This is a genomic window from Ruegeria sp. N7 (assembly GCF_056531345.1).
In genome coordinates this window covers 123,266-135,193 of the sequence record NZ_JBQFLR010000002.1, presented here as the reverse complement: position 1 = coordinate 135,193, position 11,928 = coordinate 123,266, and the positions used below count along the sequence as shown (strand labels likewise).

The following is an 11,928-nucleotide window of genomic DNA, read 5'->3' as shown; positions in this document are numbered from 1 at the left end:
AGTTTGTTCACGGCTTGTTCGCAAGGATTTTTGACGTCTTTTTGCATTCAATTCTAAACAAAGATGCCGCTGCCCTGTGGGGCTGTTAACCCTCTGTCAAGTCCTGGCCCGGATGCTGGCCCCATTGCTGCGGGAGTGGAACAGATGGAAGCGAAGGAACTGACGGGCGGGTCGTCACGGCTGAAACTTGTGGGCGTTACCCTGATTCTGATCGCGCTGACAGCGGCAGCAGGATGGGGCATCTATGCGGCCCCTGCCCCGGTTGTGGACCGCATGTTGGAATCGGATTTGCGAAAAGACGCCATGCAGCTAAGCCGTCAGGTCGAAAGCCATCTGGACAATCTGGAAGCAACGTTTCGGTACCATGAGCTGCACGAGCATGACGCGGAATTCCTGATGCTGCTGCCCGAAACCTCGGACATCTACCGGTTCAAACTGTTTGATGCGTCCGGTCAGGTGTTCTGGTCGACCCGTGCCAGCGATGTCGGGGCGGCGAATACAAAACCGTACTTCCAGTCGGTCGTCGCCGCCGGAAGCATTTATTACAATCACGCGGAAAAACCCGCGGCAGAGGTTGACTCGATCGACAATGACCCAGCCAGACATGTGGGCCCAAACACCCGACATGTGGCCGAGGTTTATACACCGATCATCAAAGACGGCGTTTTCCTTGGCGCTATCGAGTTTTATTCGGACATCACCAATCTCAGAACCCTGTTCATCACGCGCGTGCGTCTGTCGCTGGCGTTGCTGAGCAGCGTCGCGTTGCTGGCGCTGGCCACGGTCATCCTGATTGTCCACCGCACCAACCGCCGTCAGATGCGTGATCTACACAAGCGCGCCGTGAAAGAACGCGAACTGATGGGAGAGCAGCTTCGCCTGGCTCGTGAGGTGCGCCTGCTGGGCGAGTTGAACGAGTGGCTGCAATCAAGCCGCTCACTGGATGAGCTTTTCGACATGGTCGCGCGCTTCATGACCCATATCCTGCCCGAGGCCGAGGGGAGTGTGTACGTCTATTCCAACTCGCGCGATGTGCTGGACGGGTGTGCCAGTTGGAACGGGGGAACGCATAAATCTCATATCCATCCGGAAGGATGCTGGGGTTTGAGGCGCGGCCGGACTTATGAGTTCGGTGCTTCTGAGATCGATTTTGTCTGCGAACATGCCGAACCGCATGACAGGCGGCCCTATTTCTGTTTTCCCATTCTGGCCCACGGGGAAACCGTTGGTCTGTTGCATCTGCGTGCAGCTGAGGGGCGTGAAGCCTGTTTCCATAAAAGCCGCAAGCTGGCGCAGCTGTGCGCCGAACAGATCAGCATGGCAATCGCCAATGTCCGTATGCGCGATCAGCTGCATGACCAATCGGTGCGCGACCCGCTGACCGGGCTGTTCAACCGCCGCCACATGACTGAGACATTGCGCAAGGCCATCAGCCGCAGCCAGCAGACCGGCGCCGCGCTGAGCCTGATTGCCGTGGACGTCGATCACTTCAAGAAATTCAACGACACGCATGGTCATGACGCCGGAGACATGGTGTTGCGCGCGGTCGGCGCGGCGCTGGAACAGGGCTGCGACCGGGACGAGATCGCCTGCCGCATCGGCGGTGAGGAATTCATGCTGATCCTGCCCGACAACAGCCCCGACGATGCCATGACCCGGGCCGAGCAGTTGCGCCAGTCGGTCGAGGCGGTCATTGTCCGCTATGGCGAAAAGGCCCTGCCCCGTATCACAATCTCGGTCGGGGTCGCGCATTACCCCGCCCACGGCACCATGCCGCAGGATCTGATGCGTGCCGCGGATGATGCGCTGTATGTCGCCAAGGACAAGGGGCGCAATCAGGTTCACGTCGCCGCCGGGGCGCTGGAGCAGGCCAGGCGCGTTCCCGCAACGGATAAACGCCCATCGCCGGAAGCCGCTTGAAAACCTTGCCGAATCGCCCCGCAGGCCGGATCAATCCTTATGGACCTGCACAGCACCTATCCCGGTATTCCCGATCTGAAACGCCGCGCACGCCGTCGGCTGCCGCACTTCGTGTGGGAATATATCGACAGTGGCACCGGGATTGAAACGACGCGGCATCGCAATCGCAAGGCACTGGATGATGTCCGTCTGAGCCCCTCGATCCTGCATGGGGACCTTGAATTCGATACGTCGGTGAAAATCCTGGACGGCACCTGTCCTTTGCCCTTCGGTATTGCGCCGATCGGGATGTCCGGGCTTGTCTGGCCTGATGCAGAGCGGCTACTGGCACAGGCCGCCGCCAAGGCAGGCATTCCCTATTCGCTATCGACGGTGGCCAGTCAGAGCCCCGAAGACCTGGCCCCCTATCTGGGCGAGACCGCGTGGTTCCAGCTGTATCCGCCAAGGGACCCAGAAATTCGCATGGACATGCTGAACCGGGCGCGCGGGGCGGGATTTCGAACTCTGGTTCTGACCGCTGACGTCCCGGTGGCATCGCGCAGGGAGCGGCAGACGCGCTCGGGCCTGCGGCAGCCACCGAAACTGACACCGCGCCTGCTGGTACAGATCGCTCAAAGACCCGCCTGGGCTTTGGGTATGCTGCGCAGCGGTGTTCCGCACATGCGCACTCTGGACAAATATATCGATGACCCTGGCGATCTGCCGCCGACGGCCCATGTCGGATACCTGCTGCGGACTTCGCCGGATCTGGATTACGTCAAATGGCTGCGCGATCATTGGGATGGGTCGTTTGTCGTGAAAGGCATCCTGCGCCCCGAGGATGCGGACAGGCTGGAACAGGTGGGTGTGGACGCCCTGTGGGTGTCGAATCACGGGGGCCGACAGTTCGATGCAGCCCCGGCCAGCGTCGAGGTTCTTCCCGCAATCCGGAGCGCGACCCGCCTGCCGCTGATTTTCGACAGCGGTGTCGAAGGCGGGCTGGATATCCTGCGTGCGCTGTCGCTGGGCGCGGATTTTGTCATGCTGGGGCGTGCTTTTTTGTACGGTCTTGCGGCACTTGGCGCTAAAGGCCCTGCGCATGTGATCGATATCCTGAGGCAGGATCTGCACGCGAATATGGGTCAGATGGGACTGGCCGATCTATGTCAGTTTGAGACGAAACGCTAAATTATTGATGCTGCAACGCGGCATCCCTATAAGTGTGCCGAGGCCAAAGGGCGTTTGCGAGCGATAACATGCCGGTTCTACCCAGAAGAACGGATGTACCTGTGCGTATTCTCCGCCCAATAAGACGCCCAAACACCAAAGACCGGGACCTGATATGACAGACTTCAACAAGATCCTGATCGCCAATCGCGGCGAGATTGCCATCCGCGTCATGCGCGCAGCAAACGAGATGGGCAAACGCACCGTCGCTGTTTACGCTGAAGAAGACAAACTGGGCCTGCACCGGTTCAAGGCGGATGAGGCCTATCAGATTGGCGAGGGCATGGGTCCGGTCGCGGCGTATCTGTCGATTGACGAGATCATCCGCGTGGCCAAGCATTGCGGTGCGGATGCGATCCATCCGGGCTATGGCCTGCTGTCCGAAAACCCCGATTTCGTGGATGCCTGTGTCAAGAACGGCATCACCTTCATCGGCCCCCGGGCCGAGACCATGCGCGCATTGGGCGACAAGGCCAGCGCGCGGCGCGTGGCCATCGCGGCCGGTGTGCCTGTCATTCCGGCCACCGAGGTCCTGGGTGATGACATGGACGCGATCCGCAAGGAGGCCGCCGAGATCGGATACCCGCTGATGCTCAAGGCGTCCTGGGGTGGCGGCGGACGCGGGATGCGCCCGATCCAGTCGGAAGACGAGCTGGAAGAAAAGGTTCTGGAAGGCCGCCGCGAGGCTGAGGCCGCCTTTGGCAATGGCGAGGGTTATCTGGAAAAGATGATCACCCGTGCCCGCCATGTCGAGGTGCAGATTCTGGGCGACAAGCATGGTGAGATCTATCACCTTTATGAACGCGACTGTTCGGTCCAGCGCCGGAACCAGAAGGTCGTCGAACGCGCCCCTGCCCCTTACCTGAGCGAAGAACAGCGCGCCGAGATTTGCGAACTGGGCCGTAAGATCTGCGCCCATGTGAATTACGAATGCGCAGGCACTGTCGAGTTCCTAATGGATATGGAGACCGGCAAATTCTACTTCATCGAGGTGAATCCCCGGGTCCAGGTCGAACACACGGTCACCGAAGAGGTCACCGGCATCGACATCGTTCAGGCGCAGATCCTGATCGCCGAGGGCAAAACGTTGGCCGAAGCCACCGGCGCCGCCAGCCAGGCCGAGGTGCATCTGAACGGTCACGCGCTGCAAACACGGATCACCACAGAAGACCCGCAGAACAACTTCATCCCCGACTATGGCCGGATCACCGCTTATCGCTCGGCCACGGGCATGGGCATTCGTCTGGATGGCGGCACGGCCTATGCGGGCGGTGTCATTACGCGGTATTACGACTCGCTGCTGACAAAGGTCACCGCCTGGGCGCCGACGCCCGAGAAGGCGATCAGCCGGATGGACCGCGCCCTGCGCGAGTTCCGTATTCGCGGCGTCAGCACCAATATCGATTTCGTTATCAACCTGCTGAAGCACCCGACCTTCCTGTCGAATGAATACACCACCAAATTCATCGACACGACGCCGGATCTGTTTGCCTTTAAGCGCCGCCGCGACCGGGGCACCAAGGTTCTGACCTATATCGCCGATATCACGGTGAATGGTCATCCCGAAACCAAGGACCGCCCCGAGCCGCGCGCCGACCTGAAAGTCGCCAAGCCCCCCGCGCAGAAGGCCGAGCCGCGGATGGGCACGCGCAACCTGCTGGAGCAGAAAGGCCCGCAGGCCGTGGCGGACTGGATGAAAGCGCAGCGGCAGCTGCTGATCACCGACACCACCATGCGCGACGGGCACCAGTCGCTGTTGGCGACCCGGATGCGGTCGATCGACATGATCAAGGTGGCGCCAACCTATGCCGCTAACCTGCCGCAGCTGTTCTCGGTCGAGTGCTGGGGCGGTGCGACGTTCGACGTGGCCTACCGGTTCCTGCAGGAATGCCCATGGCAGCGTCTGCGCGACCTGCGCGAGGCAATGCCGAACCTGATGACACAGATGCTGCTGCGGGGCGCAAACGGGGTTGGGTACACCAATTATCCCGACAACGTGGTGCAGGAGTTCGTGCGCCAGGCATCGAAGAACATCGACGTCTTCCGCGTCTTCGACTCGCTGAACTGGGTCGAGAACATGCGCGTTGCGATGGATGCTGTAATCGACAGCGGCAAGATCTGCGAGGGTACCGTTTGTTATACCGGCGATATTCTGGACCCTGACCGCGCCAAATATAACCTGAAATACTATGTCGGAATGGCCAAAGAGTTGCGCGACGCAGGTGCGCATGTTCTGGGTCTGAAGGATATGGCGGGCCTGCTGAAACCGGCCTCGGCCAAGATTCTGATCCGGGCGCTGAAGGAAGAGGTTGGACTACCGATTCACTTCCACACCCATGACACGGCCGGTATCGCCAGCGCGACCATCCTTGCCGCCTCTGAGGCGGGAGTGGACGCGGTGGATTGCGCGATGGACAGCTTCAGTGGCAACACGTCCCAGGCAACGCTGGGCACTGTGGTCGAGGCACTGCGCCATACCGACCGTGACACCGGGTTGGACATCAAGGCGATCCGCGAGATCAGCGATTACTTCGAGGCTGTGCGTGGCCAATATGCGGCCTTCGAATCAAGCCTGCAGGCCCCGGCGTCCGAAGTGTATCTGCACGAAATGCCGGGTGGTCAGTTCACCAACCTCAAGGCACAGGCACGCAGCCTGGGTCTGGAAGAGCGCTGGCACGAGGTCGCGCAGATGTACGCCGATGTGAACCAGATGTTCGGTGATATCGTAAAGGTAACGCCCTCGTCGAAGGTTGTTGGTGACATGGCGCTGATGATGGTCAGTCAGGGCCTGACCCGCGAGCAGGTCGAGGATCCGGCGACAGATGTGGCCTTCCCCGACTCGGTCGTCGACATGATGCGCGGCAATCTGGGTCAGCCTCCGGGCGGCTTCCCGAACACCATCATCAAGAAGGTGCTGAAGGACGAGGCCCCCAACACCCAGCGCCCCGGCAAGGACGTGCCTGCCGTCGATCTTGAGGCCACCCGCGCCGAGCTGTCCAAGCAGTTGGAAGGCAAAGAGGTCGATGACGAGGATCTGAACGGGTACCTGATGTATCCCAAGGTGTTTCTGGATTACATGGGCCGTCACCGGATTTATGGCCCGGTCCGCACCCTGCCCACACGCACCTTCTTTTACGGCATGGAGCCCGGCGAAGAGATCACGGCCGAAATCGACCCCGGCAAGACGCTGGAAATCCGGTGTCAGGCCATTGGCGAAACGGATGAAAAAGGCGAGGTCAAAGTGTTCTTCGAACTCAACGGCCAGCCGCGTGTGATCCGGGTGCCGAACCGGATGGTCACATCAACCACTCAGGCGCGCCCCAAGGCCGAGGTCGGCAACCCCGATCATGTCGGTGCGCCGATGCCGGGTGTTGTGGCCACTGTTGCCGTGACCGCGGGCCAGCAGGTCAAGGAAGGCGACATGCTGCTGACCATCGAGGCGATGAAGATGGAAACCGGCATCCATGCCGAGCGTGATGCGACCGTCAAAGCCGTGCATATCCAGCCCGGCGGCCAGATTGACGCAAAGGACCTTCTGATCGAACTGGAATAAGACGGAAAACAACCTAATGTTCATCGGGCCGTGTGGGAGACCGCACGGCCTTTTTCTATGATTGAGCGGAGACCCATTATGCTTGCAATCACCCCGATCTATGCGGCCCTGATCGCAATTCTCTACGTCACACTCAGCGTCAAAGTGATCCTGCAACGGCGCAGCGACAAAATCTCGGTCGGGGATGGTGGCAGCAAGCTGATGATCAAGGCGATACGGACACACTCGAACTGCGCCGAATACGCCCCGATTTCCCTGTTGCTGATTGCTATGGTCGAGTTGCAGGGCGCGGCCGGGGTTTTGGTCCATCTGCTGGGGCTGATGTTGCTGGCGGGGCGTCTTTTGCATGCGTACGGATTTGGACGGACGCCACAGATCGTCATCCTGCGGCAGGCCGGCATGAGCCTGACATTCCTCGCCATTCTGGGCGCGGCCTTGGCAAACCTGATTCTGGCGCTTTAGGCCGTCTGGCGGGTGTTACCCTGCCAGAACGGTTGTTTCGATCTGCGGTGCACCCAGCAGAACCGGTATGAACCGGTCATGTTCGTGCCGGTCCGGTTTCAGGATGGTAGCGCCGATCAGAATCATCGCGGCAAGCATCACGATCTTCAGGTCTGCAACGGATATCATGACGGCACCTCCTGCCTGTGTTTTGTTGATTTGAGTTACGGGTTGAACGGGTCACGGGCCGGATTCCGTCGAAAAGATTTTTCCCGCTTTTTGTGTTTTTCCGCTTGCAGCCCCGCGTGGGAATTTATACATCCCTCCTCACTCAACGGCGCGGGCGTAGCTCAGGGGTAGAGCATAACCTTGCCAAGGTTAGGGTCGGGCGTTCGAATCGCCTCGCCCGCTCCATTGAGAGGTCTTCGGACCATATATGTATCTGATGCGGGCGTAGCTCAGGGGTAGAGCATAACCTTGCCAAGGTTAGGGTCGGGCGTTCGAATCGCCTCGCCCGCTCCAGATACCAAGTTTTCCCAAACATATGGTTCTTTCGTTGGCATTGCGCCATTGTGGCTATGGTTTCAATCACGCACGGGAAATGCTTATGTCCGACTATGTCATTCGCCCCCTGACTGCGGATGAAATGCAGACCGCTGTCGACTGGGCAGGCCAAGAGGGCTGGAACCCCGGCCACCACGACGCCGCCTGTTTCTACGGCACCGACCCCAACGGGTTTCTGGGCGGGTTTCTGGACGATGAGATGATCGCATCAGTGTCTGTGGTGGACTATGGTGATGCGTTTTCGTTTCTGGGATTTTATATTGTACGTCCGGAATTTCGGGGGTCGGGTTACGGGCTGAAAATCTGGCATCAGGCTTTGGCGCAACGAACCGGGCGCAATATCGGGCTCGACGGGGTCGTTGATCAGCAACACAATTACCGCAAGTCTGGTTTCACCTTTGCCTATAACAATTACCGCTTCACCGGCACTGTCAGAGGCATTCTCGACACTCTAGGGCAGAGCGATGACGCATCAATCAGCCCGCTCAGTCAGCCATCGCCGGAGCTGTTCGCCTATGACCGGCAACTCTTCCCTGCGCAGCGCGACGCGTTTCTAACAGGTTGGCTGAGTGCGCCGAATCATATCTCACGGGTGTGTACAGTGGAGGAGCAGATCAGGGGATATGCCACCTTGAGACCGTGTAAGACAGGGTACAAGATCGGGCCGCTTTTCGCAGATGACGCCGGTGTCGCACGGGGCCTGCTTGCCAGTCTTTTGACTGCCGTATCAGCAACAGCCAGCGACCAAGCGGTTTTCATCGACATGCCACAGCCCAACGCGGCTGCTTTTGCTTTGGCGGATGCGCTGGGTCTTACGAAAGTGTTCGAAACCGCCCGGATGTATTCCGGCGATCAGCCGGATATCGACCTGTCCCGCATCTATGGCGTGACCACCTTTGAACTGGGTTAAAACGCCTTGAACGTCATCGTCGTCAGCGAGCGTTCGATATTGGGAATCACCAGCAGGTGTTCGTTGATGAAATGGCCCACATCCTCGGTTTCGGGGATGTAGAGCTTGAGCATCAGATCAAACTCACCGCTGGTAGAATAAAGCTCTGAGTGTATTTCGCGCAGGGCGATTTCCTCGGCGACCTTGTAGGTGGTGCCGGGTTTGCAGCGGATCTGGATGAATACGCAGGTGGACATGGCTTGGCCCTGTTGGTTCATGTTGTCTGCAAGCTGACATGGTGCCGGGCCGGGTGCAATCCCTTGCAACAGTTTGCAGCGATTGCAACGCATGGTCTGGATCAACCCACCCCACCCCGTCTATAAGCGCGCCTGTAGCAAAAGGAATTTGCCCATGCGCACCGCTTCGATCAGCCGCAAGACTGCCGAAACCGAAATTTCGGTCTCGGTCAATCTGGATGGCACCGGTACATATGACAATCAGACCGGCGTCGGGTTCTTTGACCATATGCTGGACCAGCTGGCGCGCCACTCGTTGATCGATATGACAATCCGCGCCAAGGGCGACTATCACATCGACGATCACCACACGGTCGAGGATACCGGCATCGCGCTGGGTCAGGCTTTGACACAGGCCCTGGGCGACAAGAAGGGTATCCGGCGCTATGGCGAATGCCATCTGCCGATGGATGACGCGCAAGTGCGCTGTGCGCTGGACCTGTCGGGCCGCCCGTTCCTGATCTGGAATGTCGATCTGCCGACGCAAAAGATCGGTACGTTCGACACAGAACTGGTGCGCGAGTTTTTTCAGGCGCTCAGCACCCATGGCGGCATCACCCTGCATATCGACCAGTTGCACGGCTTCAACAGTCACCACATCGCCGAGGCCGCGTTCAAGGCCGTTGCACGCGCGTTGAGGGATGCGGTTGAGACCGATCCGCGCAAAGCGGATGCGATTCCGTCGACCAAGGGCGCGTTGTAAATGCTCACAGCCATAATTGATTACGAAAGCGGCAATCTGCATTCAGCGGAAAAGGCGTTTCAGCGCATGGCGCAAGAGGTCGGCGCTGGTGACGTTGTTGTCACCTCGGACGCGGATGTCGTTGCGCGCGCGGACCGACTGGTTCTGCCCGGTGATGGTGCCTTCCCGGCCTGTGCTGCCGAGCTGCGCGGCCACAAGGGTATTTATGACGCGATGGTCGAAGCGGTCGAACAGAAGGGCCGCCCGTTTCTGGGCATCTGCGTTGGCATGCAACTGATGGCAACCAAAGGCCATGAATACACCGAGACCGATGGTCTGGGCTGGGTGGCAGGCGATGTTGTTCGAATCGAACCGTCAGATGCCGCTTTGAAAGTGCCGCATATGGGCTGGAACGATCTGGTTCTGGAAAGCGATCACCCGATCTTTGCCGGGGTGAAATCAGGCGATCACACCTATTTCGTCCATTCCTACCATTTTCGCGTGTCCGACCCGGCGCAGCGATTGGCTTATGTGGAATACGGGCAGGACGTCACGGCCGTGATTGGCCGCGACACGATGGTTGGGATGCAGTTTCACCCCGAAAAAAGCCAGGATGTTGGCCTGCGTATGCTGGGCAACTTCCTGACCTGGAAGCCCTGAGGCTTACTGAACCCGCGTCCAGGTTTGCCCGCGACAGATCAGACCGCCCGCCACGCAGCCCTTGACGGTCAGCTTGTTCTGGCCGTCCAGAGACATTTTCGAGTTGTAGGTTTTGTCCCGGTCGGGGGCCCAGATCTTACCGCTGTCATAGCTGCCGCCCCCTTCGGGGACCATGTCCCAGATGATCTTTTTGCCAAGGTTCTCATATTCCAGCTGCTGGTTGCCATCCGCGTCGAACGCGCTGTCGATGGTGCCGCAGATCGCACTACCGCATTCGGAAATCGTCACATGCAGATAGCCACCCGTGTCGCCCGGCGCGGTTTTCCACAGGCCGTCAACCGGATCGTCTGCAAAAGCAGCTGTAGCAAGCAGCATCAAGCCCGCTGAAAGAGTAGAAGTCTTCATGATTTTCTCCCTGTTTTGTGGGCAGTCTGACCCGCTAATGGGCGGCGGGCAAGAATGACCCAGCGTCGCGTTGCATCCCCTGCCCTGCTTGTGCGATATCCCGCGCGTGTAACAGTGATATAGGGCCGCCCGACATGATCCTCTACCCCGCCATCGACCTCAAAGACGGCCAGGCCGTACGCCTGCTGCGTGGTGAAATGGACAAGGCCACCGTGTTCAACGAAGACCCGGCCGCTCAGGCCCGTGCCTTTGTCGAGGCGGGGTGCGAATGGCTGCATCTGGTCGACCTGAACGGTGCATTCGCAGGCGAGCCGGTCAACGCAGCACCGGTTGAGGCAATTCTGAAAGCGTGCAAGGTGCCTGCGCAACTGGGTGGTGGCATCCGCGACATGGCCACGATCGAAACATGGATCGAGAAGGGGCTGGCACGGGTCATTTTGGGCACTGTCGCTGTCGAAAATCCAGATCTGGTGCGCGAAGCAGCCAAAGCCTTTCCCGGCAAGGTCGCTGTCGGCATCGACGCACGCAATGGCATGGTGGCCACCAAGGGCTGGGCCGAAGAGACCAATGTTCAGGTCACCGATCTGGCCCGTAGTTTCGAAGACGCGGGCGTTGCGGCAATCATCTACACCGATATCAATCGCGACGGTGCCATGCAGGGCCCGAACATCGAAGCGACCGCTGCCCTGGCACAGGCCGTTTCCATCCCTGTGATCGCCTCGGGCGGTGTCAGTTCGCTGGACGACCTGATCGCCCTTCGCGATTGCGGCGTTGCGCTGAACGGCGCGATTTCAGGCCGGGCGCTTTATGATGGCGCAATTGACCTGGCCGAGGCCATCCGCGCCCTGTCGTGATCGGTTATTGCGCGGCTGCGGCGGTCAGCTTGGCCAGTGCACCGCGCATCTTTTCGATGACCGGTGATTTGTCGACATCGTTCAGGTCGTCCAATGTCTCTTTCGGGTCTTCATAGATCAGCCAGACCTGGCCATTGGAGTCTTCGTACGCCTGCACCTTGAGAGGCAGAAACAGCCCGGCGCGCGGGTCGATCTGCATGGCTGGCGTACCCAGCGCCGGGTTGCCGAAGATCAGCACCTGATTGGCAGGAATGGACGTACCGATCTTTTCCGCCCCGGCCGCGTGGTCGATGCGGGCAAACACGGTTGCGCCTGCATTTCCGACGGCGGCTTCCAGCGCGTCCAGCGCCTCGGCCACGGATTTGTCGGTTTGAACCTTGATCAGATCATCTGCCATTGCGGTCAGCGCGCCTCCGATTGAAAAAACACAAGCCAGTATCAGTCTACGCATATCGATA

12 protein-coding genes and 2 tRNA genes are annotated in these 11,928 nt (G+C 59.5%); 10 read left to right on the top strand and 4 right to left on the bottom strand.

Features of this window, described 5'->3' with window-relative positions; all coding sequences use genetic code 11:
• Positions 1-144: 144 nt before the first annotated feature.
• The 4 genes from ACR0ES_RS05280 (at position 145) to ACR0ES_RS05265 (ending at position 7,141) form a co-directional block, all read left to right on the top strand.
• The gene (locus ACR0ES_RS05280; protein WP_480869777.1) at positions 145-1,920 is read left to right on the top strand and encodes a sensor domain-containing diguanylate cyclase; all 1,776 of its coding nucleotides are present in this window, start codon (positions 145-147) and stop codon (positions 1,918-1,920) included.
• 39 nt (positions 1,921-1,959) lie between these two features.
• Entirely contained in the window at positions 1,960-3,087 is a 1,128-nt protein-coding gene (locus ACR0ES_RS05275; RefSeq protein WP_480869775.1) for an alpha-hydroxy acid oxidase, read from the top strand.
• A 154-nt stretch (positions 3,088-3,241) separates the two neighbouring features.
• Positions 3,242-6,679, top strand: a complete 3,438-nt coding sequence (locus ACR0ES_RS05270) for a pyruvate carboxylase (RefSeq protein WP_480545757.1) — start codon at positions 3,242-3,244, stop codon at positions 6,677-6,679.
• Positions 6,680-6,757: 78 nt separating this feature from the next.
• A complete protein-coding gene (locus ACR0ES_RS05265) occupies positions 6,758-7,141 on the top strand; it encodes an MAPEG family protein (protein WP_480869773.1) in 384 nt (127 codons plus the stop codon).
• Positions 7,142-7,156: 15 nt separating this feature from the next.
• Here the strand turns inward: ACR0ES_RS05265 and ACR0ES_RS05260 are convergent, their stop codons facing one another.
• On the bottom strand, positions 7,157-7,309 hold the full coding sequence (locus ACR0ES_RS05260) for a hypothetical protein (protein ID WP_267363306.1): 153 nt from the start codon (positions 7,307-7,309) through the stop codon (positions 7,157-7,159).
• A gap of 150 nt (positions 7,310-7,459) precedes the next feature.
• On the opposite strand from ACR0ES_RS05260, the gene ACR0ES_RS05255 reads away from it, so the two are divergent.
• The 3 genes from ACR0ES_RS05255 to ACR0ES_RS05245 all read left to right on the top strand — a co-directional run bounded on the left by ACR0ES_RS05255 (position 7,460) and on the right by ACR0ES_RS05245 (position 8,594).
• Positions 7,460-7,534, top strand: a tRNA-Gly gene (locus ACR0ES_RS05255).
• Positions 7,535-7,567: 33 nt separating this feature from the next.
• A tRNA-Gly gene (locus ACR0ES_RS05250) sits at positions 7,568-7,642 on the top strand.
• 85 nt (positions 7,643-7,727) lie between these two features.
• On the top strand, positions 7,728-8,594 hold the full coding sequence (locus tag ACR0ES_RS05245; protein WP_480486312.1) for a GNAT family N-acetyltransferase: 867 nt from the start codon (positions 7,728-7,730) through the stop codon (positions 8,592-8,594).
• On the opposite strand, the gene ACR0ES_RS05240 is transcribed toward ACR0ES_RS05245, so the two are convergent.
• Positions 8,591-8,830 carry an Lrp/AsnC family transcriptional regulator gene (locus ACR0ES_RS05240; protein WP_480482339.1) on the bottom strand — a complete coding sequence of 80 codons (240 nt, stop codon included), beginning with the start codon at positions 8,828-8,830 and terminating at the stop codon, positions 8,591-8,593. The two genes, ACR0ES_RS05245 and ACR0ES_RS05240, sit on opposite strands and share 4 nt — an antisense overlap.
• A gap of 154 nt (positions 8,831-8,984) precedes the next feature.
• On the opposite strand from ACR0ES_RS05240, the gene hisB reads away from it, so the two are divergent.
• Positions 8,985-9,572 (top strand): imidazoleglycerol-phosphate dehydratase HisB, encoded by a 588-nt coding sequence (gene hisB / locus ACR0ES_RS05235; RefSeq protein WP_480481897.1) that lies wholly within the window; start codon positions 8,985-8,987, stop codon positions 9,570-9,572.
• On the top strand, positions 9,573-10,211 hold the full coding sequence (gene hisH / locus ACR0ES_RS05230) for an imidazole glycerol phosphate synthase subunit HisH (RefSeq protein ID WP_480537406.1): 639 nt from the start codon (positions 9,573-9,575) through the stop codon (positions 10,209-10,211).
• A gap of 3 nt (positions 10,212-10,214) precedes the next feature.
• Here the strand turns inward: hisH and ACR0ES_RS05225 are convergent, their stop codons facing one another.
• A complete protein-coding gene (locus tag ACR0ES_RS05225) occupies positions 10,215-10,616 on the bottom strand; it encodes a DUF2147 domain-containing protein (protein WP_480773178.1) in 402 nt (133 codons plus the stop codon).
• Positions 10,617-10,750: 134 nt separating this feature from the next.
• On the opposite strand from ACR0ES_RS05225, the gene hisA reads away from it, so the two are divergent.
• Positions 10,751-11,470, top strand: coding sequence for a 1-(5-phosphoribosyl)-5-[(5-phosphoribosylamino)methylideneamino]imidazole-4-carboxamide isomerase (gene hisA / locus ACR0ES_RS05220; protein ID WP_480773177.1), 720 nt, complete (start codon positions 10,751-10,753; stop codon positions 11,468-11,470).
• Positions 11,471-11,474: 4 nt separating this feature from the next.
• Here the strand turns inward: hisA and ACR0ES_RS05215 are convergent, their stop codons facing one another.
• Positions 11,475-11,921, bottom strand: a complete 447-nt coding sequence (locus tag ACR0ES_RS05215) for a DUF302 domain-containing protein (RefSeq protein ID WP_267363290.1) — start codon at positions 11,919-11,921, stop codon at positions 11,475-11,477.
• Positions 11,922-11,928: the final 7 nt, after the last annotated feature.

What these genes read in the sequence shown, in the direction of transcription:
- hisH (WP_480537406.1), top strand. Translation starts at nt 9,573, where the DNA reads ATGCTCACAGCCATAATTGATTACGAAAGCGGCAATCTGCATTCAGCG.
- ACR0ES_RS05275 (WP_480869775.1), top strand. Translation starts at nt 1,960, where the DNA reads ATGGACCTGCACAGCACCTATCCCGGTATTCCCGATCTGAAACGCCGC.
- ACR0ES_RS05240 (WP_480482339.1), bottom strand. Translation starts at nt 8,830, where the DNA reads ATGTCCACCTGCGTATTCATCCAGATCCGCTGCAAACCCGGCACCACC.
- ACR0ES_RS05260 (WP_267363306.1), bottom strand. Translation starts at nt 7,309, where the DNA reads ATGATATCCGTTGCAGACCTGAAGATCGTGATGCTTGCCGCGATGATT.
- hisA (WP_480773177.1), top strand. Translation starts at nt 10,751, where the DNA reads ATGATCCTCTACCCCGCCATCGACCTCAAAGACGGCCAGGCCGTACGC.
- ACR0ES_RS05245 (WP_480486312.1), top strand. Translation starts at nt 7,728, where the DNA reads ATGTCCGACTATGTCATTCGCCCCCTGACTGCGGATGAAATGCAGACC.
- hisB (WP_480481897.1), top strand. Translation starts at nt 8,985, where the DNA reads ATGCGCACCGCTTCGATCAGCCGCAAGACTGCCGAAACCGAAATTTCG.
- ACR0ES_RS05215 (WP_267363290.1), bottom strand. Translation starts at nt 11,921, where the DNA reads ATGCGTAGACTGATACTGGCTTGTGTTTTTTCAATCGGAGGCGCGCTG.
- ACR0ES_RS05225 (WP_480773178.1), bottom strand. Translation starts at nt 10,616, where the DNA reads ATGAAGACTTCTACTCTTTCAGCGGGCTTGATGCTGCTTGCTACAGCT.
- ACR0ES_RS05265 (WP_480869773.1), top strand. Translation starts at nt 6,758, where the DNA reads ATGCTTGCAATCACCCCGATCTATGCGGCCCTGATCGCAATTCTCTAC.
- ACR0ES_RS05280 (WP_480869777.1), top strand. Translation starts at nt 145, where the DNA reads ATGGAAGCGAAGGAACTGACGGGCGGGTCGTCACGGCTGAAACTTGTG.
- ACR0ES_RS05270 (WP_480545757.1), top strand. Translation starts at nt 3,242, where the DNA reads ATGACAGACTTCAACAAGATCCTGATCGCCAATCGCGGCGAGATTGCC.